Origin of the sequence: Mycobacterium sp. 1274756.6, from assembly GCF_001668625.1 — a bacterium.
In the GTDB taxonomy this organism is placed as follows: Bacteria; Actinomycetota; Actinomycetes; order Mycobacteriales; family Mycobacteriaceae; genus Mycobacterium.
This window is the reverse complement of the sequence record NZ_LZLJ01000066.1, coordinates 1-22,517: the sequence shown is the minus strand read 5'-3', so window position 1 is coordinate 22,517 and position 22,517 is coordinate 1. Positions and strand designations below refer to the sequence as shown.

The following is a 22,517-nucleotide window of genomic DNA, read 5'->3' as shown; positions in this document are numbered from 1 at the left end:
TGGCCGCGGTCGATGGCGACCAGGCCGGTGAAGCGGTCCAGCCGGGTCGCCGCCAGTTCCCAGGCGAGCTCGCCGCCGCCGGCGCGGTCGCCGACCACCACACCCCAGCGGATGTCCAGGGCGTCCATGATCCCGACCACCGACTTGGGGGTCAGCCGGGGATCGGGGCCGATCACCACGGTGCGCAGATGCGCGGTGTGCAACCGGCGGCAGATGGCGTCGTAGGCGGCCACCGTGCGCTGCGCGGCGCTGAGCATGACGACGACCGGGCTCCCCTCGGGGCCGGTCACATCGACCGGGACGGGGAACCCGTCGACAGTCGTCATCGTCGAGGGCATTTTCGCAGGCTACCGGCGCGCGGCGCGGTTGGTAGCGTTTTGGTCACGGTCCGCTCAACGGCGCAGACCCGAGACCACCGTCGGCCGCTCCGGCGGCCCGGACTCCAGCAAACCGGTGAGGGCGGCCAGGTCGGTGTGCGCGGTGAGCAGGTCGGCGATGCGGTCGAGTTGGGCGTCGCGGCGGGCGGTCACCTCCACGTCGTCGGCGACGAGGAACCCGGTTCGGCCCGCCGCGGCCGCCGCGTCGGTCAGCCAGGTCCGGCGGAAGGCGTCGTTGTCGAACAGTCCGTGCCAGTGCGTGCCGTAGACGCCGCCGCGTCGCCAGCCGTGGGCCTCCCCGCCGGCCTCGAACCAGGTGTCCTCGGCGCAGCGGCGCAGCCGGCCGTGGCGGATCTCGTAGCCGGTCAGCGGGGCCGGCCAGCGGCGCAGCAGCTTGGTCGGTTCGAACACGATGTCGGCGTCGAACAGGCCCAGCCCGGCCGCCGGGCCGCCATCGTCGACGGTGCGGCACAGCATCTGGAACCCGCCGCACAGCCCCAGCACCGGCCGGCCGGCCCGCGCGTGCGCGCTCACCGCGTCGGCCAGCCCGCTGGTGTGCAGCCAGTCCAGGTCGGCGCGGGTGGACTTGCTGCCCGGCAGCACGAGCACGTCGCTGTCGACGGCGTCGGCGGGGTCGCTGACCCAGCGGACCAGGACGCCGGGCTCGCAGGCCAGCGCCTCCACGTCGGTGGAGTTGGAGATGCGCGGCAACCGGATCGCGCCGATGCGCAGCCACTGCTCCCCGCGGGGCGGTTGCGGTGCGCCGAGCACGCGGTGGGCCTGCACCGACACCGAGTCCTCGGCGTCGAGCCACAACTCCGCGGCGTAGGGCAGCACCCCGTAGGTGGGCCGGGCGGTGAGCTCGGCGAGTTGGTCCAGCCCGGGTTGCAGCAGCGCCGGGTCGCCGCGGAACTTGTTGACCACAAAGCCCGCGATCAGCGCCTGGTCGGCCGGGTCGAGCACGGCGACGGTGCCGTAGAGGTGGGCCAGCAGCCCGCCCCGGTCGATGTCGCCGACGACCACGACCGGCAGCCCCGCCGCCCGCGCCAGGCCCATGTTGCTCAGATCGGTTGCGCGCAGGTTGATTTCGGCCGGCGATCCGGCGCCCTCGCAGATAACCGCGTCGAATTCAGCGCGCAGGCCGGCCAGTTCGTCGGCGACGATTCCGGCCAGCCGGTCCCGGCGGGTGAAATACTCTGCGGCGCTGACGGTGTCGACGACCCGGCCGCGGACCACCAGCTGCGAGGTGGCGTCACTGCCGGGTTTGAGCAGGATCGGGTTGAACCGGACCGACGGCTCCAGGCCGGCGGCGCGGGCCTGCACCGCCTGGGCGCGGCCGATCTCGCCGCCGTCGGCGGTGACCACGGAGTTGTTGGACATGTTCTGCGCCTTGAACGGCGCCACCCGCACGCCGCAGCGGGCCAGTGCCCGGCACAGTCCGGCGACCACCAGCGACTTGCCGGCGTCCGAACTGGTGCCGGCCACCAGCAGTGCGCCGCTCACCGCGTCACGGCAGGGTCAGGATCTCGGCACCGGTGTCGGTGACCACCAGGGTGTGCTCGAACTGCGCGGTCCACTTGCGGTCCCGGGTGACCACGGTCCAGTCGTCGTCCCAGATCTCGTAGTCCAGCGACCCGAGGTTGATCATCGGCTCGATGGTGAAGGTCATACCGGGTTCGATGACGGTCTGCACCGCGGGCTGGTCGTAGTGCAGGATCACCAGCCCGTTGTGGAAGGTGGTGCCGATGCCGTGGCCGGTGAAGTCGCGGACGACGTTGTAGCCGAACCGGTTCGCGTAGGCCTCGATGACCCGGCCGATCACCGACAGGGCCCGGCCCGGCTTGACCGCCTTGATCGCGCGCATCATCGCTTCCTCAGTGCGCTGCACCAGCAGCCGGTGCTCCTCGCTGACGTCGCCGGCCAGGAAGGTGGCGTTGGTGTCGCCGTGCACCCCGTGGATGTAGGCGGTGACGTCGATGTTGACGATGTCGCCGTCGGCGATCACGGTGGAGTCCGGGATGCCGTGGCAGATCACCTCGTTGACCGAGGTGCAGCAGGATTTCGGGTAGCCCTTGTAGCCCAGCGTGGACGGGTAGGCGCCGTGGTCGACCATGTAGGCGTGGGCGATGCGGTCCAGCTCGTCGGTGGTCACCCCGGGCGCGACCGCCCGGCCCGCCTCGGCGAGCGCCTCCGCCGCGATGCGCCCGGCGATGCGCATCTTCTCGATCACCTCGGGCGTCTGGACCCACGGCTCGCTGCCCTCGGCGGCGGTGGCCTTGCCGACGTATTCCGGGCGGGCGATGGACTTGGGCACCGGCGGGGTCGGGGAGACGACACCGGGGGTCAGCGCGGCACGAACAGGCATCGGCTCAGCTTAGTCAGCGGCGGGCGCGGCGCAGGAACGACCGTCGCCGCGGCCCGCGGATCTCCACCGAGCCGCAGATCATCCGGCCGGTGAACACCACGTGCGGCACGCCTTCGGCCTGCGGTGATTTGCGGCGGTCCCGGACGCTGCCGACGAACGCCTGCACGTCGTCGATCGAGGCGCTCGCGCCGGCCGGCAGCCGGACGTGCACCGAACCGAACCGCATGTCGAGTTCGATGATCACCACCGGCCCGGCGAACCGCGCCCGGGTCAGGTCGAGGTCCACCGAGCCCATCCGGCGCACCAGCGCCAGCCGGGTCGGCACGATCCATTCGCCGTGGCGTTTCAGCGAGCCGGCCCAGCCGCGCAGTTCCACCCGGTCGGTGGTGGAGGTGGCGATCGCGCCCGGCCCGGGCAGATCCTCGACCAGGCTGTCGAGTTCCGGGCGCAGCCGGGCGTGTGACACCGCGACCGAGCGCTGCTCGAACTCGTCGATGTCGATCAGGCCCAACGCGACCGCGCGGTGCAGCCGGCGCAGGGTGCCGTTGCGGTCGGCGTCGGAGATCCGCAGCGCGACGGGGTTCTCACCGATGTCGGTCATGGCTCTTCCTGACGTGCTCGGGGCCGAGCTGGCGCGGTCTGCCGTGAGCCTACCCGGACCGCGCCGCGGGCCGTCTAGACCAGAAAGTCGCCGGGCAGGCCCTCGAGCATGTTCTTGGTCATCCGCACCGCGTACTCCGAGCTGCCGCCGCCGATGATCAGCGAGGCGAACGCCATGTCGCCGCGGTAGCCGGCGAACCAGGAGTGCGATCCGCCCTGGAACTCCGCTTCCCCGGTCTTGCCGAACACCGCGCCGCAGTCGGCGATCTCGCGGGCGGTGCCGTTGGTGACCGCCAGGCGCATCATCGAGCGCAGCCCGTCGATCATCGCCGGGCTGACCGCGGCGGCCTCGCCGTCGGTCTCGGTCGGCCGGCCCACGATCAGCTGCGGCACCGGGGTCTTGCCCGCGGCCACCGTCGCGGCGGCCAGCGCGACCCCGAACGGGCTGGCCAGCACCCGGCCCTGCCCGAAGCCGTCCTCGGTGCGTTCGACCAGGTCGACGGTGGGCGGGACCGAGCCGGTCACGGTGGTGATGCCGGCGACGTGGTAGTCCAGCCCGATGCCGTAGCGGGCGGCGGCCTGGGTGAGCCCGCGCGGCGGCATGCGGCTGGCGAGTTCGGCGAAGGTGGTGTTGCACGAGCTGGCGAAGGCGCGGGAGAGCGGGACCGCGCCGAGGTCGAAGCGGTTGTAGTTCGACACCACCCGGTGGCCGATGTCGACGGTGCCGGGGCAGCCCAGCAATGTGTTGGGGGTGGCCAGGTCGCGTTCGATCGCCGCGCCGGCGGTGATGATCTTGAACGTCGAGCCCGGCGGGTAGAGCCCGGTGGTGGCCACCGGGCCCTCGCGGTCGGCGGCGGCGTTCTGCGCGACGGCGAGGATCTCCCCGGTCGACGGTTTGAGCACCACCATCATCGCCGGCCCGCCGCGCATGTCGACCGCGTTCTGGGCGGCGTTCTGCACGGCGCGGTCCAGGGTGATCGAGACCGACGGCGCGGGTGCGGGGGCGACCTCGTGCAGCACCGCGACGTCGACGCCGTTCTGGTTGACCGTGACCACCCGCCAGCCGGCCTCGCCGTCGAGGTCCTCGACGACGGTCTTTTTGACCTGGTTGATCAGGGCGGGCGCGAAGCTCTCGTCGGTGGGCATCAGCTCGGCGAGCGGGGTGACGACCACGCCGGGCAGCTCACCGATCATCGGCGCCACCCGGTTGTTGTCGTCGCGGCGCAGGGTGATCAGGTCGCGCGGCCGGGTCAGCGAGCTGGCCTCCTCGGCCAGCACCTGGGGGTCGTTGAGGGTCTCGTCGAAGGGGTGCAGCGCGTCGATCACCGCGCGGGCGGTGCCCATCAGGTCGGCTCCGGCGAGCTTGGCGTCCAGCGCGTAGTGGTACAGGTAGCCGGGGACCAGCACGTTGGTGCCGCTGGCCTCGTTGACCGAGGCGCGCTGCGCGGGGGTGGACTGCAGCGCGAACGTCTGGTTCTCCCCCAGTTTGGGGTGCAGGTCGGTGGCGTTCCAGCGCACCTGCCAGCTGCCCTCGTTGCGGACCATCTTCAGCTGGCCGTCGTAGGCCCAGGTGCGGTTCTTGGGCAGGTGCCAGGTGTAACGGTAGGCGACGGTGCCGGTGTCCTCGGTGTAGCGCGAGCCGAGGATCTGCGCGTCGAGGTAGCTGGCCTGCAGGCCGGCCCAGGCGGTGTTGAGCGCGTCGCGGGCGTCCTCGGGGCTGTCGCTGAGCGCCGCGGCGGCCAGGGTGTCGCCGGTGGACAGGGCGGCGAAGAACTGTTCGGCGACCGGGGCCGGACCGTCGGGGCGGGGGGTGCAGGCGCCGAGCAGTCCGACCGTCAACGCGAGGACCGCCGCCGATGCCAGTGAGGTTTTTGTTGCCATTGGGGCAGATGTTAAGAGCCGGGGGCGGCGAAACGGTGGAGGCGCACCGCAACCGAACCGTTATCGCGTCGTGTCTCGCCGGAGTGTCGCGAGTGTCTCGCGGGCGGCGCGCGGCGGACCGGTCGGTCTCCGGCCGTGCTCAGTCCAGCAGCACGGTGGCGAACGTGCCGACCGTGGTGAACCCGACCCGCTGGTAGGTGGCCAGCGCGACGGTGTTGAAGTCGTTGACGTACAGGCTGGCCACCCGCCCGGTGCCGACGATCACCGCCGCCAGCGCCGCGGTGCCCGCGCTGCCCAGCCCGCGGCCGCGGTGCTCGGGGTGCACCCACACCCCCTGGATCTGGCTCACCGCCGGGGACTGCGCGCCGATCTCGGCTTTGAACACCACCTCGCCGTTCTCGAACCGCGCCCAGGCGCGGCCGGCGGCGATCAGCGCGGAGAGCCGCCGCCGGTAACTGCGGCCCCCGTCGCCGAGGCGCGGGTCGACGCCCACCTCGCCGATGAACATGTCCACGGCGGCCACCTGGTAGGCGTCGATCTCCTCGGGGCGCACCTGGCGCACCGCGGTGTCCAGCGGGCAGCGCGGGAAGGCGTCCAGCGCCATCAGCGGCTGGCAGGCGCGCACGTCGCGGGCCGGGCCCCAGGTGTGCGACAGCCGCTCCCACATCGGCAGCACCAGTTCGGCGTGGCCGACCACCGAGGAGCAGCGCCGGGAGACGCTCATCGCCTTGTCGGCGAAGGCGGCTAGGTCGTCGCGCCCGCCGCGCAGCGGAACCAGGTTGGCCCCGGCGTAGCACAGCGATTCGTCGACCCCGCGCCGCGTCCACAGTTCGCCGCCGATCGCGGCGGGTTCCACCCCCTGCTCGGCGACCCGGGCGGCGACCATGCACGACCCGACCGGGTCCTCGTCGAGCACCCGACGCACGGCGGCGGCGTCGCGCACCACCGAGACGCGACGCTCGTCGACCAGGCGAAACAGGGGCGGAGCGGACATGGTGACTCTTTTCCGCGGTTGGCTGGGGGTACCGGCTTTCAGCTTACGGTCACCGTCGGCGAACCGCTGGCTGTTGCATCCGGGTCATACCCCTTCTCCGCGGCGATACGCAAGGCCTCCTCGATCAGGGTCTCGACGATCTGCGCCTCCGGAACGGTCTTGATCACCTCGCCCTTGACGAAGATCTGACCCTTGCCGTTGCCCGAGGCCACCCCGAGGTCGGCTTCGCGGGCTTCGCCGGGACCGTTGACCACACACCCCATCACCGCCACCCGCAGCGGCACGTCGAGGCCCTCCAGCCCGGCGGTGACCTCGTTGGCCAGCTTGTAGACGTCGACCTGGGCGCGCCCGCACGACGGGCAGGACACGATCTCCAGCCCGCGCGGCCGCAGGTTCAGCGACTCCAGGATCTGGTTGCCGACCTTGACCTCCTCCACCGGCGGCGCCGACAGCGACACCCGGATGGTGTCGCCGATGCCGCGGGAGAGCAGCGCCCCGAACGCCACCGCGGATTTGACGGTGCCCTGAAACGCCGGGCCGGCCTCGGTCACCCCCAGGTGCAGCGGGTAGCTGCAGGCCTCGGCGAGTTGCTCGTAGGCGGCGACCATCACCACCGGGTCGTTGTGCTTGACGCTGATCTTGAGGTCGGAGAACCCGTGCTCCTCGAACAGGGAGGCTTCCCACAGCGCGGACTCGACCAGGGCTTCCGCGGTGGCCTTGCCGTGCTTGGCGAGCATCCGCGGGTCCAGCGAGCCGGCGTTGACGCCGATCCGGATCGGGATGCAGGCGTCGCCGGCGGCCTTGGCGACCTCCTTGACCCGGCCGTCGAACTCCTTGATGTTGCCGGGGTTGACCCGCACCGCGGCGCAGCCGGCGTCGATCGCGGCGAAGATGTATTTGGGCTGGAAGTGGATGTCGGCGATCACCGGCAGTTGGCTCTTGGCGGCGATCGCGGCCAGCGCGTCGGCGTCCTCCTGGCGCGGGCAGGCCACCCGCACGATGTCGCAGCCGGCCGCGGTGAGCTCGGCGATCTGCTGGAGGGTCGAGTTGATGTCGTGGGTTTTGGTGGTGCACATCGACTGCACCGAGATCGGGTAGTTGCTGCCCACCCCGACATCGCCGACCATCAGTTGGCGGGTCGGGCGCCGCGGCGCCAGGGTGGGGGCCGGGGCTCCCGGCATCCCCAGGCCGACGGTCATGGCTTCTCCTTTGTCGGTTCCTACTGGAAGATCTTGATCGGGTTGACCACATCGGCGGTCACGGTCAGCAGCATGTAGCCGACCACCAACACCAAGACTACGTAGGTGGCGGGCATCAGCTTGAGGTAGTCGACCGGGGCGCCGGCCACCATCCCGCGCGCCGAGCGGATCATGTTGCGGATCTTCTCGTAGGCGGCGATCGCGATGTGGCCGCCGTCGAACGGCAGCAGCGGGACCAGGTTGATCGCGCCGAGCACGAAGTTCAGCTGGGCCAGGAAGAACCAGAACGCCACCCACAGGCCCCGGTCGACGGTGTCGCCGCCGATGATGCTGGCGCCGACCACGCTGATCGGGGTGTCCAGGCCGCGTTCGCCGCCGCCGATGGCGTGCACCAGCGCGCCGACCTTGGTCGGGATGGCGATCAGCGCCTTGCCCAGTTCCACGGCCAGCCCGCCGGTGAAGGCGAAGGTGCCCGGGACGGCCGAGACGACGTTGTAGTGGGTCGGGCCGGGCACCGCCGCACCCACCCCGATCGCGCCCACGGTGACCGGGCCGGCCTCGCCGGTGTCGGGGTCGGTGACCCAGCGCTGGGTGGGGGTCACGTCGACGTAGGTGGTCAGGGTCTGCCCGTCGCGTTCGACGACGATCGGGACGGTGCCGTGGCTGTCGCGCACGGCGGCGGCCAGCCCGGCGAAGTCCTCGACCGGGGTGTCGCCGACCCGCACCACGGTGTCGCCGGCCCGGATGCCCGCGGCGGCGGCCGGGCCGGAGCCGCTGCACTGGCCCAGTTCGCCCTGGGTGACCTCGGGGGCGACGCAGGCGGTGTCGCCGATGACCGCGGCGGTCGGCGGGTGCAGGCTGGGCAGCCCCCACACGATCGCGATGACGTAGATCAGCACCAGCCCGATGGCGAAGTTCATGCCCGGGCCGGCGGCCAGCACCGCGACCCGCTTCCAGGTCGCCTGCTTGTACATGGCGCGGTCTTCCTCGTCGGGCGCGAGCTCCTCGACCGCGGTCATGCCGGCGATGTCGCAGAACCCGCCGGCGGGGACGGCTTTGAGGCCGTATTCGGTGTCGCCGCGCCGGGTGGACCACAGCGTCGGGCCGAACCCGACGAAGTAGCGGCGCACCTTCATCCCGGTGGCGCGGGCCACCCACATGTGTCCGCATTCGTGCAGCGCCACCGAGACCAGGATGGCGACGGCGAACAGCACGATGCCCAGGGTGAACATCATCGGGTGGGGACGACCTTCCTGTCCGGGGCGATGGTGGCCCGCACGGCGCGCGCGGCCCGGTCGCGGGCCCAGCGCTGCGCGTCGAGCGCCTCCTCTACGGTAGCGGGTTCGGCGCTCCACTGCGCGGCGCCGTCGAGCACCGCGGCGATGGTGTCGACGATGGCGCGGAAGCCGATGCGGCCTGCCAGGAACGCGGCGGCGGCCTCTTCGTTGGCGGCGTTGTAGACCGCGGGCAGGCAGCCGCCGGCCCGACCGGCGCGGCGGGCCAGTTCCACCGCGGGGAACACCTGGTCGTCGAGCGGCTCGAAGTCCCAGGTCGAGGCGCTGGTGAAGTCGCAGGCCGGGGCGGCGGCGGGGATGCGGTCCGGCCAGCCCAGGGCCAGCGCGATCGGCAGCCGCATGTCCGGCGGGCTGGCCTGCGCCAGCGTCGAGCCGTCGGTGAAGGTGACCATCGAGTGCACGATCGACTGCGGGTGCACCACGACGTCGATCTGCTCGTAGGCCACCCCGAACAGCAGGTGGGTCTCGATCAGCTCCAGGCCCTTGTTGACCAGGGAGGCGGAGTTGAGGGTGTTCATCGGCCCCATCGACCAGGTGGGGTGGGCGGCGGCCTGCTCGGGGGTGACGTCGGCGAGTTGTTCGGCCGACCAGCCGCGGAACGGCCCGCCGGAGGCGGTGAGCACGATCTTGGCGACCTCACCGGCGGCCCCGCCGCGCAGCGCCTGCGCGATCGCGGAGTGCTCGGAGTCCACCGGCACGATCTGGCCCGGCGCGGCGGCCTTGGTCACCAGCGGCCCGCCGGCGATCAGCGACTCCTTGTTGGCCAGGGCCAGCCGGGCGCCGGTGGCCAGCGCCGCCAGGGTGGGCCGCAGCCCCAGCGCGCCGACCAGGGCGTTGAGCACGATGTCGGCCTCGGTGTCTTCGACCAGCCGGGTGGCGGCGTCGGCGCCGCGGTGGGTCACGTCGCCCACCGCGTCGGCGGCGCTCTCGTCGGCGACGGCGACGGCGCGCACCCCGGTCTCGGCGCGCTGCCGGGCGATCAACTCCGGGTTGCCGCCGCCGGCGGCCAGCCCGACGACCTCGAAGCGGTCGGGGTTGGCGGCGATCACCTGCAGCGCCTGGGTGCCGATCGAGCCGGTGGAACCCAGGATCAGAACTCGGCGGCGGGTGGTGGTCACCCGCCTATTGTGCCGCTAACCGGGCGGTGCCGTTAACCGGCCGGCGCGCTCGCCCCGGCGTAGGTGCCGAAGGACCACAGGTTGCCTTCCGGGTCGCGGACGGCGAATTCGCGGCTGCCGTAGTCGGTGTCGGCCAGGTCCCGGATGACGTCGGCGTCGCGGTGCCGCACCCGCCGGTAGAGCCCGTCGACGTCGCCGGTGACGACGTAGCCGCCGGCGGTGCCCGGCGCGCGGCACCAGTCCCGGTCCGGGCGGTAGCTGCCGAGCATGACGCCGCCGGTCCCTTCGGGCCAGGCCAGTTCGGCGTGGTGGACGGTGTCGCCGTCGCCGTAGCGGGCGGTCACGACGAACCCGAAGGTGTCGACGAGGTAGTCGATGAGCGCGGCGGCGTCATGGGCTTGCAGGGTCAGCCAGACGGTCGGGGTCGCGGTGGCCGGGTGCCGGGTGGTCGGTGGCTTCGCGGTGGTCATCACACCACTCTGGGCGGGGGGCGTGGCCGCCGTCTTGAATATTTTGGAACTCTTCGGTCAGCCAGGCCCGCGGCGCCAGACCGGCGAACCGGACGAATTCGCGACTCAAGTGGGCCTGGTCGCTGTAGCCGGTGGCTGCGGCGATCCCGGCGAGGTCGACGTGGCCGCCGCGCCGGGCCGCGGCGGCGATGCGGGTGGTGGCGTGCTCGAAGCGCAGCAGCATCGCGACGGTTTTGGGGCCGTGTCCGACCTCGCGCCGGAACAGCGCGCCGAGGTGTCGTCGGCTCAGCCCGACCCGCTCGGCGAGCGTGCCGATCGGCATCCGGCCGCGGCTGCGCTCGAGCAGCCGCCAGGCGTGGGCGAGTTCGGGGCGCACCCGCACGTCGCGGGCCTGCCCGGTCAGCCACCCGCTGACCGCGTCGAACCTCGCGGGCCAGGTGCCTGCGTCACCCACCCGGCCGGGCAGCTCGGCGCAGGCCGCGCCGAGCACCGCGGTGGCGTCGTAGCCGGCGTCGCACAGTTCGCCGGCCGGCAGCCCGAACAGCGCGCGGCTGGCCAGTGGGTGCACCGCCAGTTGCACGCCGGTCTGGCCGCGGCATTGCCGGACCCGGCTGGCGTGCAGGTGCAGCCCGCCGAGCAGCACCGGCAGCGGTGCGGCGGCGGGCAGCGCGGCGGTGCTGGGCGCGGCGCGGACCCCGTCGTCGCCACTGACGATGAGGGTCAGGCTCGCCGACGGCAGCCCGCGGTGCACCCGGTCGGGCACGTCGAGGGCGCGGTAGCCGATCATCGACAGCACGCCGGGCGCGGCGCGGGCAGGACCGACCGCGAAGTCCCAGATCGGTGCCCGTGGTGCGGCCATAACGCAACGCTACGGGCTGTGCGGGGGCGACGGTATGCCACAATATGCATCCGAGCGTTCGTTGCTCGTCATCGTTTCGCGCCCGAGTAGGAGGAGTCGTCGTGGTCAGCACCGAAGTGGAGCGCCACAGCGGCGTCGATACTGCCGAGGTACCGTCCGCCGACTGGGGATGGAGCCGGATCAACTACCGCACCTGGTACCTGGTGGGGCTCGGGGTCATCGGGTTCCTGCTGCTGATGTTGCGCGGTAACCACGTCGGCCACGTCGAGGACGCCTACCTGATCGCGTTCGCCGCGCTGGGTGTGGTCGTGCTGGTCCGCGACTGGTGGCTGCGTCGGCGCGGCTGGCTGCGGTAGCCGCTGAGCGCCCCACCGCCGTCGCGTTGGGAGCGGTTCGCCGGTGTGGTCACCGGCGGCCGTTCCTGGGTCGTCGCGCTCGCCGTCGCGCTGCTGTTCGGCGCGCTGATGGCGCTTTCGGGATCCTCCAGCGACGCCGACCGGTCCCCGGAGATGCTGCCGCCGGGTGCGGAGTCGGCCCGCGCTGAGGCGCTGCGCGCCGAATTCCCCGGCGGGCAGCCGGCGGTGATCCTGGTCGTCACCCGCACCGACGGTGCCGCGCTGCTCAGCGCCGACATCGGGGCGATCGAACAGGCCCGCACCCGGATGGCCGCCGTCGTCGACGCCGACGAGGTGAGCACCCCGCCGCTGGTCATCTCCGACGACGGCCGGGCCGCGCTGAGCCCGGTTCCGGTGGCCGGTGAGCTGTCCGGCTTCGCGCTCGACGACACCGTCACCGCGCTGCGCCAGGCGGCCACCGCCGGGCTCGGTGACGGGTTGCGCGCCCAGGTCACCGGCGGGCCCGCGTTCGGCGCCGACATCGCCGACGCGTTCACCAGCGCCAACGTCACGCTGCTGGTGGTGACCGCCCTGGTGGTGGCGGTGTTGCTGATCCTGACCTACCGCTCCCCGGTGCTGTGGCTGCTGCCGTTGCTGGTGATCGGGTTCGCCGACCGGGTGTCGGCGGCGCTGGGCAGCGCGCTGGTCGAAGCCACCGGCTTGAGCGTGGACGGGTCGACCGCCGGGATCACCAGCGTGCTGGTGTTCGGGGCGGGCACCAACTATGCGCTGCTGTTGATCTCGCGCTACCGGGAGGAACTGACCGGCACCGCCGCGCACCGGGCGGCGCTGCGCACCGCGGTGGCCCGGGCCGGCCCGGCGATCCTGGCCAGCAACGCCACCGTCGTGCTCGGGGTGCTGATGCTGGTGCTGGCCGCCGCGCCGAGCACCCGCAGCCTGGGGCTGGCGGCGGCGATCGGCCTGCTGCTGGCGGTGCTGTTCGTGTTGACGGTGTTGCCGCCGCTGCTCGCGCTGGCCGGGGTGCGATTGTTCTGGCCGCTGATCCCCCGCCCGGGTGACCCGTCGGCGGCCGATGCCGGGATCTGGCATCGGGTGGCCACCCGCGTCGCCGACAACGCCGGCCGCGTGACGGCGGGCGCGCTGGCGGTGCTGGCGCTGCTGACGACCGGCTTGTTGGGCACATCGCTGGGCCTGACCCAGACCGAGCAGTTTCGGGTGCGAGCCGAGTCGGTGGCCGGGTTCGAGACGCTGGCCGCCCACTTCCCCAGCGGCACAGCCGATCCGACGTTGGTGATCGGCTCGGTGGAGCGGGCCGGGGCGATGCAGCAGGCGCTGTCGGCCACCCCCGGGGTGGTCTCGGCCCGGGCGCTGGGCCCGGCGCGTTCCGGGCTCACCCGGTGGTCGGTGGTGATCGACGCCGCGCCGGCCTCCGACCGCGCGCTGGACACCATCGCGGCGGTGCGCGAGCAGGCCCACGCGGTGGACCCCGCCGCGCTGGTCGGCGGTTCGGATGCGCAGGCGCTCGATGTCCGCGACGCGGCCGCCCATGACCGGATGGTGATCATCCCGGCGTTGCTCGCGGTGGTGCTGGGGGTGCTGTACGTGCTGTTGCGGGCGGTGCTGGCGCCGCTGATCCTGGTCGCGATCACCGCGCTCAGTGCGCTGGCGGCGCTGGGGCTCGGCGGCTGGGCGAGCATCCACGTGTTCGGGTTTCCGGCGCTGGATCAGGCGACGCCCCTGTTCGCGCTGCTGTTCTTGATCGCGCTCGGGGTGGACTACACCATCTTCCTGGTGACCAGGGCGCGGGAGGAGACCCCCGAGCACGGCACTCGCGGCGGGATCGTGCGCGCGGTGTCGGCGACGGGTGCGGTGATCACCAGCGCCGGAATCGTGTTGGCGTCGGTGTTCGTGGTGCTCGGTGTGCTGCCGCTGATCGTGTTGACACAGTTGGGCATCATCGTCGGGTTGGGAATCCTGTTGGACACCTTTGTCGTTCGGACTCTGGTGATCCCGGCGGTGTTCACCTTGATCGGCCCGCGGATCTGGTGGCCGGCGCTGAATTCCCCACGCGCCTAACGGGTACGCGCTCGCTACCCGCCTTCGGCGGCTAGCTGGCCGCAGGCGGCGGCGATCTCCCGGCCCCGGGTGTCCCGCACCGTGCACGACACCCCCTGCGCGCGCACCCGCCGGACGAACTCGTGCTCGACCGGTTTGGGACTGGCGTCCCATTCGCTGCCGGGGGTGGGGTTCAGTGGGATGAGGTTGACGTGCACCAGCGGCCCCAGCGCGGCGTGCAGCCGCCGGCCCAGCAGGTCGGCGCGCCACGGCTGGTCGTTGACGTCGCGGATCAGGGCGTATTCGATCGACACCCGCCGGCCGGTGGTGTCGGCGTAGTACCGCGCGGCGTCGAGCACCTCGCTGACCTTCCAGCGGTTGTTGACCGGCACCAGGGTGTCGCGCAGCTCGTCGTCGGGGGTGTGCAGCGACACCGCCAGGGTGACCCCGAGCCGTTCGTCGGCCAGTTTGCGGATCGCCGGGGCCAGCCCGACCGTCGAGACGGTCACCGACCGCGCGGAGATGCCGAACCCGTCGGGCGGCGCCGCGATGATCCGGCGCACCGCGGCCAGCACCCGCGCGTAGTTGGCCAGCGGCTCCCCCATGCCCATGAACACCACGTTGGACAACCGGTCGCCGTGCTCGTCGCGCAGGGTGACCGCCGCGGTGCGCACCTGCTCGAGGATCTCCGCGGTCGACAGGTTGCGTTTCAGCCCGCCCTGCCCCGTCGCGCAGAACGGGCAGGCCATCCCGCACCCGGCCTGCGAGGAGATGCAGACGGTGTTGCGCTGTGGGTAGCGCATCAGCACCGACTCGAAGGTGGTGCCGCCGGCCGCCCGCCACAGGGTCTTGCGGGTCTCGCCCGCGTCGCAGGCCAGCTCGCTGACCGGGGTCAGCAGCGTCGGGAACAACGCGTCACCGATCTGTCCGCGCACCGCGGCGGGCAGGTCGGTCATCTGCTGCGGGTCCGCCAACAAGCGGCCGTAGTACTGCTGGGCGAGCTGTTTGGCGCGGAAACCGGGCAGCCCGAGTTCGGCGACCGCGGCGGCGCGCTCGGTCGCGTCGAGGTCGGCCAGGTGCCGCGACGGCCGGGCGGCCTGCCGCGGCGCGGTGAACACCAGCTGCTGTTTCATCGCTTCCAGTATGGGCGGTGGCCGGGTCAGTGCAGCAACGACAGCACGATCCAGGTGGTCGCCGCCGCCGGCATCAGGCCGTCGAGCCGGTCCATCATCCCGCCGTGGCCGGGCAGCGAGCGCCCCATGTCCTTGATGCCCAGTTCGCGTTTGATCTGGGATTCCACCAGGTCACCGAGGGTGCCGGTGACCACAAGCAGCGCGCCCAGGGCCAGGCCCACCCACCACTGCCGGCCCGGCAGCAGGAACGTCACCGCCAGCACCGCGCCGGTCACGCCGAACAGCAGCGACCCGGCGAAGCCCTCCCAAGATTTGTTGGGGCTGATCGCCGGCACCATCGGGTGCTTGCCGAACAGCACCCCGACCGCGTAGCCGCCCACATCGGAGAGCACCACCGCGACCAGCAGGCAGAACACCCGGGCCGCGCCGTGGTCCTGGAAGATCAGTAGCACCGCGAACGACATGAACAGCGGCACCCAGGCCGCCAGGAACACGGTGGCCGACATGTCGCGCAGGTAGTTGACCGGGGTGTGCGAGAAGCCCTGGTTGATCAGCCGCCAGATCATGGCGACCACGACGGTGCCGCCGAAGGCGCCCAGCACCCCGGCCGCACCGTAGGCCCAGGCCAGCCAGACCATGGCCTGGCCGCCGAGGAACAGCGGGATGAACGGCACGTCGAAGTCGGCTTCGCGCAGCCGGCGCACCACCTCGTGGGTGGCGATCGGGGTGGCCACCGCCAGGATCAGCAGCCACAGCCACGGCGGCCCGAACACCAAGGTAGCCACCAGCATCCCCGCCAGCGCCACCCCCACCGTGATCGCGACCGGCAGGTTGCGTCCGGCGCGCGAGGTCGATTTGGCGCCGGCCGCTGCGCTGCGGGAGGTATCGGTGTCTGCCACGGGACAAATGGCTGGTGGTCGCTAGACCTCCAGCAGCTCGCCTTCTTTGTTCTTGACCAGCTCGTCGATCTGCCCGACGTACTGCTGGGTGGTCTTGTCCAGTTCCTTCTCGGCGCGGCCGACCTCGTCCTCGCCGGCGTCGCCGTCCTTGCGGATGCGGTGCAGCTCCTCCATCGCCTTGCGCCGGACGCTGCGCAGCGCGACCTTGGCCTCCTCGCCCTTCTGTTTGGCCTGCTTGACCAGCTCGCGGCGACGCTCCTCGGTCAGCTGCGGCACCGCGACGCGGATGAGGGTGCCGTCGTTGGTCGGGTTGACGCCCAGGTCGGAGTTGCGGATGGCGTTCTCGATGGCGCCGAGTTGGGAGGCCTCGTAGGGTTTGATCACCACCAGCCGCGCTTCGGGCACGTTGATGCTGCTCAGCTGGGTGATCGGGGTGGTCGCACCGTAGTAGTCGATGACGATCCGGGAGAACATCCCGGGGTTGGCCCGGCCGGTGCGGATGGTCGCCAAATCGTCGCGGGCCACGGTGACGGCCTTCTCCATCTTCTCTTCGGCGTCGAAGAGTGCTTCATCGATCACGACGTCCTCCTAGGTGCTGACCAGTGTCCCGATCTTCTCACCCGCGACCGCGCGGGCGATATTGCCGTCGGTGAGCAGATTGAACACCAGGATGGGCATGCCGTTGTCCATACACAGGCTGAACGCGGTGGCGTCGGCGACGGCCAGGCCGCGGTCGATGACCTCGCGGTGGCTGACCGCGGTGAGCAGTTCGGCCTCCGGGTTGACCCGCGGGTCGTCGGTGTACACCCCGTCGACGGCCTTGGCCATGAGCACGACGTCGGCGCCGATCTCCAGGGCGCGCTGCGCCGCGGTGGTGTCGGTGGAGAAGTAGGGCAACCCCATGCCGGCGCCGAAGATCACCACCCGGCCCTTCTCCAGGTGGCGCTGCGCGCGCAACGGGATGTAGGGCTCGGCGACCTGCCCCATCGTGATGGCGGTCTGGACCCGGGTGTCGATGCCTTCCTTCTCCAGGAAGTCCTGCAGCGCCAGGCTGTTCATCACGGTGCCGAGCATGCCCATGTAGTCCGAGCGCATCCGCTCCATGCCGCGCTGCTGCAGCTGGGCGCCGCGGAAGAAATTGCCGCCGCCGATCACCACCGCGACCTGCACACCGCCGCGGACCACCTCCGCGATCTGGCGGGCGACCTGGGCCACCACGTCGGGGTCCAGCCCGACCTGGCCGCCGCCGAACATCTCACCGCCGAGCTTGAGCAGCACCCGGCGATATTTCGGGAGAAGTCCCCCGGGGAGCGGCTGGCCGTGCTCCGCGCGGTGCGGCTCGCCCATCGGGACTCCTCGGCAGGTGCTGGCATGGAAGCGCCATCCGGGTCACGGCCCCGGACGGCCCCTCATATCCTGCCTCATCCCGGGCGCTCCGTCCTGCCCGGGTCACCGGGGGCTAGCCCAGATGCGCCGCGAGCAGCCAGCCCGGCACCGACTTGCGCCCGCCGGGCTCGTCGCGCAGATCGCGGACCGGGAACTGCTCGGGCATCTCGTCGGGGAAGTTGGCGTGGATGCGCGCCGGGCGGACCGAGTCGATGACCCAGTGGGCGCCCACCACCTCGCGCAGCTCCGCTTCGGTGACCGGGTTGGCGGGGCTGTCGGGCATGCCGGCGCGGTCGAAGACCAGCACGACGTAGACGGCGCCGGGTGCGGCGGCGGCCACGATCGACCGTTGATAGCCCTCGCGCAGCTCGACCGGCATCGAGTGGAACAGCGTCGAGTCGATGATCGTGTCGAACCGGCGCTCCGAGCCGGCCGGCCAGCTGGCGAAGTCGGCGATGTCGGCCACCGCGAAGGTGGCGTTGGTCAGCCCGCGCCGGGCGGCTTCGGCCGTGGCCAGCTCGATGGCGGCCGGCGAGGCGTCCAGCCCGACGGTGTCGTGGCCGCGTTCGGCCAGGTACATCGAGACCGCGGCCTCGCCGCAGCCGGCGTCGAGCACGGTGCCGCGCACCTCGCCCCGGTCGATGAGCGCGGCGATCTCCGGTTGCGGTTCGCCGATGCTCCACGGCGGCCGGGCGCCGGGGCCGAACTCGGCGGAGTCGCCGCGGTAGGCGGGGTCGAAGTCGAAGTCGAATTGCGGTGTTTGCGTCATCACCCATCTATATCAAGACGCCTGATATATGTCAATATGGTTGATATGGATCGGTTGGATGACGCGCCGCTGGGTTACCTGCTGCACCGGGTCAGCAATCTGCTGCGCCCGGAGGCGACGGCGGCGTTGCGGCCCTTGGACCTGTCGTTGACCGAATTCGTTTGTCTGCGAATACTTTCCCTCTATCCCGGCACCTCCAGCGCCGAGTTGGCCCGGCACACCAACGTCACCCCGCAGGCGATGAACACGGTGCTGCGCCGGCTGGAGGACGCCGGTGCGGTGTCCCGGCCGGCCTCGGTGCCGTCGGGCCGGGCCCTGCCTGCGTCGCTGACCCGCAGCGGCGCCGAGCTGCTCACCCGCGCCGAACGCGCGGTGCGCACCGCCGACGCCACCGTGCTGTCCCGGCTCAGCGCCGCCGAGCAGCGCGAGTTCAAACGGATGCTCACCGCACTGGGCTCCGACGAGCCGGCTCAACCCTGAATGCGCGCCCAGGGGCGGGCCGCTTCGAGTTCGTAGGCCAGCGCCAGCAGCGTGGCCTCGTCCCCGCGCGCGGCGCTGAACAGCATGCCCAGCGGCAGGCCGGCCGCGGTGACCGCCAGCGGCAGCGAGATCGACGGGTCGCCGGTGGCGTTTTGCAGCGGGGTGAACGCCACCCAGTCCATCAGCCGGTCGATGATCTGCTGGTAGTCCGCGGTGGGATCGAAATGCCCGACCCGCGGGGTCTCGGCGGCCACCGTCGGGGTCAGCAGCACGTCGTAGTCCCGGAAGAACCGGGCGCTGCGGCGCCGGGAGGCGGCCAGCCGCGCCACCGCCAGCGGCAGCCGGTGCAGCCGCCGGACCGCGAACCGATCCAGCCCGAGGGTGAGATTGTCCAGTTTGCTGCGGTCGAAGGTCGGGCCGAACCGCTGCTTGCCGCTGCGTACCAGCGCGCTGGCCAGAAACGCCCAGTACAGCAGGAAATCGTCGGCGAACGAGGCGGGCACCGGCGGATCCTCCAGGTAATCCACCCGGTGGCCGAGTTCGGCCAGCAGCGCGGCGGTGCCCAGGGTCAGCTCGCGCACCTCCGGGCTGGCTTCGCGGCCGATCGAACGGGTGACGACCACGACCTTGAGCCGGCGGGCGGCCGGCCCGGTGACATCACCGATCGGCGCCAGCCTGCGGTTGCGGTGGAGCCGCTCGGCCTCCCGGAAGAACGCGGCGGTGTCGCGCACGGTGCGGGTCACCACGCCGTTGTAGACGATGCGCACCGGCATCTGGGCGAAGTCGCGGTCCAGCGGCAGCCGCCCGCGCGACGGCTTGAGGCCGACCAGGCCGTTGCAGGACGCCGGGATCCGGATGGAGCCGCCGCCGTCGTTGGCGTGCGCGATCGGCACCACCCCGGCGGCCACGAACGCCGCCGACCCCGACGAGGAGGCGCCGGCGGTGTGGTCGGTGTCCCACGGGTTGCGCACCGCGCCCAGCCGCGGATGCTCGGCGGCGGCGCTGAACCCGAACTCGCTGAGCTGGGTCTTGCCCAGCGGGTTGAGCCCGACGGCGCCGAACAGCGCGGCGAACGCGCCGTCGGCGGCGGTCGGGCGCGGCCGCCAGGCGTCGGTGCCCTGCATGGTGGGCATCCCGGCCGCGTCGACGTTGTCCTTGATCAGGGTCGGCACGCCGGCGAAGAAGCCTGAGAAGCCTTTGCCGGGCCGTCCGGCCCGCTCTCGGGCCGCATCGAACGCCGGGTAGGCCAGGCCGTTGAGCGCCGGGTTGACCGTCTCCAGGCGGGCGATGGCGGCGTCGACGGCCGCGGCGGGGCTGACGTCCCCGGCCCGGATCGCCGCGGCCAGCCCGACCGCGTCGAGTTCGCCGAGCGCGTCGTCGCGGAACGCATGCACGTGTCGCATGCGTCGACGCTAGGCGACGCGCGCCCGGCCGGGGGCGTTACGGGCGAGTGTTACGCCTGCCCCACCTCGAACCGCACGAACCGGGTCACGGTGACCCCGGCCTCGTCCAGCAGCGCCTTGACGGTCTTCTTGTTGTCCGACACCGACGGCTGGTCGAGCAGCACGACGTCCTTGAAGAAGCCGCCCAGCCGGCCCTCGACGATCTTGGGCAGCGCCTGCTCGGGCTTGCCCTCCGCGCGCGAGGTCTCCTCGGCGATGCGGCGCTCGTGGGCCACGATGTCGGCGGGCACGTCGTCGCGGGTCAGGTACTGCGCCTTCAACGCGGCGATCTGCAGGGCGGCCGCGCGGGCGGCGTCCTTGTCCGAGCCCTCGTACTCGACCAGCACCCCCACCGCCGGCGGCAGGTCGGAGGCCCGCTTGTGCAGGTAGGTCTCCACGGTGCCGTCGAAGTAGGCCACCCGGCGCAACTCGAGCTTCTCGCCGATCTTGGCCGACAGCGCCTCGATGGCCTCGGCCACCGTGCGGTCGCCGACCTTGGCGGCCTTGAGCTCGGCCACATCGGAGGTCTTGGCCTCGGCGGCCGCGGTCACGATCTCGTCGGCCAGGGCCTGGAATTCGGCGTTCTTGGCGACGAAGTCGGTCTCGGAGTTCAACTCGATCAGCGCGCCGTCCTTGGCGGTGACCAGCCCCTCGGCGGTGGCCCGCTCGGCGCGTTTGCCGACGTCCTTGGCGCCCTTGATCCGCAGTGCCTCGACGGCCTTGTCGAAGTCACCGTCGGATTCGGCAAGCGCGTTCTTGCAGTCGAGCATGCCGGAGCCGGTCAGCTCCCGCAGGCGCTTGACGTCGGCAGCGGTGAAGTTCGCCATCTCAGCCTTCCGTGGTCGTGGTGGTGGTGGTTTCAGCGGCGGCCGGTTCGGCGGCCGCGGGGGTGGCCGAGGCCAGCAGCTCCTGCTCCCATTCGGCCAGCGGCTCGGCGGCGTCGGCGTCGGGCTTGCCGTCACCGCCGCCCTGCCCGGCGCGGGCCTGCAGGCCCTCGGCGACCGCGGAGGCGATCACCTTGGTCAGCAGCGCCGCGGAGCGGATCGCGTCGTCGTTGCCCGGGATCGGGTAGTCGACCTCGTCGGGGTCGCAGTTGGTGTCCAGGATCGCGATGACCGGGATGCCCAGCTTGCGGGCCTCGCCGACGGCGATGTGCTCCTTGTTGGTGTCGACGACCCAGACCGCCGAGGGCACCTTGTTCATGTCGCGGATACCGCCGAGGCTGCGCTCGAGCTTGTTCTTCTCCCGGGTCAGGCCCAGGATCTCTTTTTTGGTGCGGCCCTCGAACCCGCCGGACTGCTCCATCGCCTCGAGCTCCTTGAGGCGCTGCAGCCGCTTGTGCACGGTTTGGAAGTTGGTGAGCATCCCGCCCAGCCAGCGCTGGTTGACGAACGGCATCCCGACCCGGGTCGCCTCCTCGGCGATGGACTCCTGGGCCTGCTTCTTGGTGCCGACGAACATGATGGACCCGCCGTGGGCGACGGTCTCCTTGACGAACTCGTACGCCTTGTCGATGTAGGTCAGCGTCTGCTGCAGGTCGATGATGTAGATGCCGTTGCGGTCGGTGAAGATGTACCGCTTCATCTTGGGGTTCCACCGCCGGGTCTGGTGCCCGAAGTGGGTGCCGCTGTCCAGCAGCTGTTTCATGGTGACTACGGCCATGGCCAGTCATTCCTTCTTATGTCGGTTTTCCGCCCGGCGTCGGGTGAGGCCGGGCCCTGGTGCCCGCCGGTCCACCGAACCCTTGCTGGGCAAGGGACCGCTCGGTGGCGCCGTTGTGGTGCGGGCACGCGAAGTCAGCCCGTTGATACGGACCGCGTTGGGCAGTTTACACCGCCCGAGCTGGTGCTTTGTCCACAGCCGGGTGCGCGGTCGACTGGCCGCGCCGGTGGGGGCGCGCTGAACTGGTCCGATGCGCGTGATGGTGGTGATGTTGCTCACCGTGGGGCTCGGGTTGGCCGGTGCCGCCCCGGCGCGCGGCGCCGGTCCGCGGCTGGACTGGCCGCTGCTCCCGCCGCCGGCGGTGCTGCGGGTCTTCGACGCGCCGCGCCCGGATTGGCAGCGCGGGCATCGCGGCGTGGACCTGGCCGGCGAGCCCGGCCAGCCGGTGTATGCGCCCGCGGCGGCAACGGTGGTCTTCGCCGGGCTGCTGGCCGGTCGCCCGGTGGTGGCGCTGGCGCACCCCGGCGGGTTGCACACCAGCTACGAGCCGGTGACCGCGGCGGTGCCGGTGGGCCGGCGGGTGGCGTCGGGCACGGTGCTCGGGGCGCTGGTCGCGGGGCATCCGGGGTGCGCGGCGGCGTGCCTGCACTGGGGCGCGATGTGGGGCCCGGCGGCCCGGGCCGACTACGTGGACCCACTGGGGCTGCTGGCCGTCACCCCGATCCGGTTGAAGCCGCTGCGGTGAGCGCGTCGTCGCTGGCGTCTTTCCTGCCTCCCCCGCAAGACCCGCCCGCCGGCGACACCCTGGCCTATTCGGTGCGCGGCTTTACCACCTCCGAGGGGGTGTTCTGCACCTCCTCCTCGCACCGGGGCATCTCCTATGTGGATTGCTACGGTCCGCTTCCCAGCGCCCCGGACGGCGCCACCTCGGTGCACCTCGGCCGGATGGGCAATGCGCTCTCGGAAGTGACGTTCAGATCGGATCCCGTGGGCCCGGCGGAATTCGAGGGGCACCCGCTGCGGATGCTGCCGGCGGCGGTGGACTACGACTTCGACCAGGCGCATTGCGCACGCGACGCGACCACCCAGTTGGCCTGCGTGATGGGCAATGGCACCGAACAGCACCGCTTCGTCATCCGCGACGGCCACACCGAGGTGTTCTGAACCCCGCCGCGAG

General features: G+C 71.9%; 23 protein-coding genes and 1 pseudogene. 5 read left to right on the top strand and 19 right to left on the bottom strand.

Annotated features, from left to right (window positions below):
• The 11 genes from A5643_RS10135 to A5643_RS10085 form a co-directional block, all read right to left on the bottom strand.
• Positions 1-338, bottom strand: a 338-nt coding sequence (locus A5643_RS10135; protein ID WP_197497697.1) for an alpha/beta fold hydrolase, incomplete at its 3' end; no start/stop codon positions are given.
• 54 nt (positions 339-392) lie between these two features.
• Entirely contained in the window at positions 393-1,880 is a 1,488-nt protein-coding gene (locus A5643_RS10130) for a cobyric acid synthase (protein ID WP_066854506.1), read from the bottom strand.
• A gap of 4 nt (positions 1,881-1,884) precedes the next feature.
• Positions 1,885-2,742, bottom strand: coding sequence for a type I methionyl aminopeptidase (gene map, locus A5643_RS10125; RefSeq protein ID WP_066854504.1), 858 nt, complete (start codon positions 2,740-2,742; stop codon positions 1,885-1,887).
• A gap of 13 nt (positions 2,743-2,755) precedes the next feature.
• Entirely contained in the window at positions 2,756-3,343 is a 588-nt protein-coding gene (locus tag A5643_RS10120) for a DUF1707 SHOCT-like domain-containing protein (RefSeq protein WP_066854502.1), read from the bottom strand.
• Positions 3,344-3,417: 74 nt separating this feature from the next.
• Complete coding sequence (locus A5643_RS10115) at positions 3,418-5,223, bottom strand: penicillin-binding transpeptidase domain-containing protein (protein WP_066854500.1); 1,806 nt, start codon at positions 5,221-5,223, stop codon at positions 3,418-3,420.
• Between the two features lie 139 nt (positions 5,224-5,362).
• Positions 5,363-6,217: a GNAT family N-acetyltransferase gene (locus A5643_RS10110; RefSeq protein ID WP_066854498.1), complete on the bottom strand. Its 855-nt coding sequence runs from the start codon at positions 6,215-6,217 to the stop codon at positions 5,363-5,365.
• A 38-nt stretch (positions 6,218-6,255) separates the two neighbouring features.
• Positions 6,256-7,416, bottom strand: coding sequence for a flavodoxin-dependent (E)-4-hydroxy-3-methylbut-2-enyl-diphosphate synthase (ispG, locus tag A5643_RS10105; protein WP_066854496.1), 1,161 nt, complete (start codon positions 7,414-7,416; stop codon positions 6,256-6,258).
• Positions 7,417-7,436: 20 nt separating this feature from the next.
• On the bottom strand, positions 7,437-8,651 hold the full coding sequence (locus tag A5643_RS10100) for a M50 family metallopeptidase (RefSeq protein ID WP_066854494.1): 1,215 nt from the start codon (positions 8,649-8,651) through the stop codon (positions 7,437-7,439).
• Positions 8,648-9,829 (bottom strand): 1-deoxy-D-xylulose-5-phosphate reductoisomerase, encoded by a 1,182-nt coding sequence (gene dxr, locus A5643_RS10095; RefSeq protein ID WP_066854492.1) that lies wholly within the window; start codon positions 9,827-9,829, stop codon positions 8,648-8,650. Before dxr ends, A5643_RS10100 begins: the two co-directional genes overlap by 4 nt.
• Before the next feature lie 32 nt (positions 9,830-9,861).
• Positions 9,862-10,299, bottom strand: coding sequence for a VOC family protein (locus tag A5643_RS10090; RefSeq protein ID WP_066854491.1), 438 nt, complete (start codon positions 10,297-10,299; stop codon positions 9,862-9,864).
• Positions 10,220-11,086 (bottom strand): AraC family transcriptional regulator, encoded by an 867-nt coding sequence (locus A5643_RS10085; RefSeq protein ID WP_082948874.1) that lies wholly within the window; start codon positions 11,084-11,086, stop codon positions 10,220-10,222. The genes A5643_RS10090 and A5643_RS10085 overlap by 80 nt, the downstream gene beginning before the upstream one ends.
• Before the next feature lie 173 nt (positions 11,087-11,259).
• Here A5643_RS10085 and A5643_RS10080 point away from each other — a divergent pair, with 173 nt between their 5' ends.
• Positions 11,260-11,514, top strand: coding sequence for a DUF2631 domain-containing protein (locus tag A5643_RS10080; RefSeq protein WP_066854487.1), 255 nt, complete (start codon positions 11,260-11,262; stop codon positions 11,512-11,514).
• Positions 11,515-11,622: 108 nt separating this feature from the next.
• On the top strand, positions 11,623-13,590 hold the full coding sequence (locus A5643_RS10075; protein ID WP_066854509.1) for an MMPL family transporter: 1,968 nt from the start codon (positions 11,623-11,625) through the stop codon (positions 13,588-13,590).
• A 14-nt stretch (positions 13,591-13,604) separates the two neighbouring features.
• Here the strand turns inward: A5643_RS10075 and rlmN are convergent, their stop codons facing one another.
• The 5 genes from rlmN to A5643_RS10050 all read right to left on the bottom strand — a co-directional run bounded on the left by rlmN (position 13,605) and on the right by A5643_RS10050 (position 17,756).
• Positions 13,605-14,702: a dual-specificity RNA methyltransferase RlmN gene (gene rlmN, locus A5643_RS10070; protein WP_066854485.1), complete on the bottom strand. Its 1,098-nt coding sequence runs from the start codon at positions 14,700-14,702 to the stop codon at positions 13,605-13,607.
• A 26-nt stretch (positions 14,703-14,728) separates the two neighbouring features.
• On the bottom strand, positions 14,729-15,610 hold the full coding sequence (locus tag A5643_RS10065) for a phosphatidate cytidylyltransferase (protein ID WP_066854483.1): 882 nt from the start codon (positions 15,608-15,610) through the stop codon (positions 14,729-14,731).
• Positions 15,611-15,622: 12 nt separating this feature from the next.
• A complete protein-coding gene (frr, locus tag A5643_RS10060) occupies positions 15,623-16,180 on the bottom strand; it encodes a ribosome recycling factor (RefSeq protein WP_066854481.1) in 558 nt (185 codons plus the stop codon).
• Between the two features lie 9 nt (positions 16,181-16,189).
• A complete protein-coding gene (gene pyrH / locus A5643_RS10055) occupies positions 16,190-16,948 on the bottom strand; it encodes a UMP kinase (RefSeq protein ID WP_066854479.1) in 759 nt (252 codons plus the stop codon).
• A gap of 112 nt (positions 16,949-17,060) precedes the next feature.
• A complete protein-coding gene (locus A5643_RS10050; RefSeq protein WP_066854477.1) occupies positions 17,061-17,756 on the bottom strand; it encodes a class I SAM-dependent methyltransferase in 696 nt (231 codons plus the stop codon).
• A 45-nt stretch (positions 17,757-17,801) separates the two neighbouring features.
• Between A5643_RS10050 and A5643_RS10045 the strand changes: the two genes are divergently transcribed.
• Positions 17,802-18,236, top strand: a complete 435-nt coding sequence (locus A5643_RS10045) for a MarR family winged helix-turn-helix transcriptional regulator (protein ID WP_066854475.1) — start codon at positions 17,802-17,804, stop codon at positions 18,234-18,236.
• On the opposite strand, the gene A5643_RS10040 is transcribed toward A5643_RS10045, so the two are convergent.
• From A5643_RS10040 to rpsB, 3 genes are read right to left on the bottom strand one after another with little or no spacing between them, the layout of a single operon-like run.
• Entirely contained in the window at positions 18,227-19,639 is a 1,413-nt protein-coding gene (locus tag A5643_RS10040) for an amidase (RefSeq protein WP_066854473.1), read from the bottom strand. The two genes, A5643_RS10045 and A5643_RS10040, sit on opposite strands and share 10 nt — an antisense overlap.
• Before the next feature lie 50 nt (positions 19,640-19,689).
• Positions 19,690-20,505, bottom strand: coding sequence for a translation elongation factor Ts (gene tsf / locus A5643_RS10035; RefSeq protein ID WP_066854471.1), 816 nt, complete (start codon positions 20,503-20,505; stop codon positions 19,690-19,692).
• A gap of 1 nt (position 20,506) precedes the next feature.
• Complete coding sequence (rpsB, locus tag A5643_RS10030; RefSeq protein WP_066854469.1) at positions 20,507-21,340, bottom strand: 30S ribosomal protein S2; 834 nt, start codon at positions 21,338-21,340, stop codon at positions 20,507-20,509.
• 292 nt (positions 21,341-21,632) lie between these two features.
• On the opposite strand from rpsB, the pseudogene A5643_RS10025 reads away from it, so the two are divergent.
• Both A5643_RS10025 and A5643_RS10020 read left to right on the top strand, forming a co-directional pair.
• A pseudogene (locus A5643_RS10025) lies at positions 21,633-22,079 on the top strand (peptidoglycan DD-metalloendopeptidase family protein); the annotation flags it as partial.
• Between the two features lie 2 nt (positions 22,080-22,081).
• Entirely contained in the window at positions 22,082-22,504 is a 423-nt protein-coding gene (locus A5643_RS10020; protein WP_066854467.1) for a hypothetical protein, read from the top strand.
• Positions 22,505-22,517 lie beyond the last annotated feature (13 nt).

Bases quoted from the DNA above. Each gene is read 5' to 3' on its own strand.
- map (WP_066854504.1), bottom strand. From the start codon at position 2,742: ATGCCTGTTCGTGCCGCGCTGACCCCCGGTGTCGTCTCCCCGACCCCG.
- A5643_RS10120 (WP_066854502.1), bottom strand. From the start codon at position 3,343: ATGACCGACATCGGTGAGAACCCCGTCGCGCTGCGGATCTCCGACGCC.
- A5643_RS10115 (WP_066854500.1), bottom strand. From the start codon at position 5,223: ATGGCAACAAAAACCTCACTGGCATCGGCGGCGGTCCTCGCGTTGACG.
- A5643_RS10110 (WP_066854498.1), bottom strand. From the start codon at position 6,217: ATGTCCGCTCCGCCCCTGTTTCGCCTGGTCGACGAGCGTCGCGTCTCG.
- ispG (WP_066854496.1), bottom strand. From the start codon at position 7,416: ATGACCGTCGGCCTGGGGATGCCGGGAGCCCCGGCCCCCACCCTGGCG.
- A5643_RS10100 (WP_066854494.1), bottom strand. From the start codon at position 8,651: ATGATGTTCACCCTGGGCATCGTGCTGTTCGCCGTCGCCATCCTGGTC.
- A5643_RS10090 (WP_066854491.1), bottom strand. From the start codon at position 10,299: ATGACCACCGCGAAGCCACCGACCACCCGGCACCCGGCCACCGCGACC.
- A5643_RS10085 (WP_082948874.1), bottom strand. From the start codon at position 11,086: ATGATCGGCTACCGCGCCCTCGACGTGCCCGACCGGGTGCACCGCGGG.
- A5643_RS10075 (WP_066854509.1), top strand. From the start codon at position 11,623: ATGGCGCTTTCGGGATCCTCCAGCGACGCCGACCGGTCCCCGGAGATG.
- rlmN (WP_066854485.1), bottom strand. From the start codon at position 14,702: ATGAAACAGCAGCTGGTGTTCACCGCGCCGCGGCAGGCCGCCCGGCCG.
- pyrH (WP_066854479.1), bottom strand. From the start codon at position 16,948: ATGGGCGAGCCGCACCGCGCGGAGCACGGCCAGCCGCTCCCCGGGGGA.
- A5643_RS10050 (WP_066854477.1), bottom strand. From the start codon at position 17,756: ATGACGCAAACACCGCAATTCGACTTCGACTTCGACCCCGCCTACCGC.
- A5643_RS10045 (WP_066854475.1), top strand. From the start codon at position 17,802: ATGGATCGGTTGGATGACGCGCCGCTGGGTTACCTGCTGCACCGGGTC.
- A5643_RS10040 (WP_066854473.1), bottom strand. From the start codon at position 19,639: ATGCGACACGTGCATGCGTTCCGCGACGACGCGCTCGGCGAACTCGAC.
- tsf (WP_066854471.1), bottom strand. From the start codon at position 20,505: ATGGCGAACTTCACCGCTGCCGACGTCAAGCGCCTGCGGGAGCTGACC.
- rpsB (WP_066854469.1), bottom strand. From the start codon at position 21,340: ATGGCCGTAGTCACCATGAAACAGCTGCTGGACAGCGGCACCCACTTC.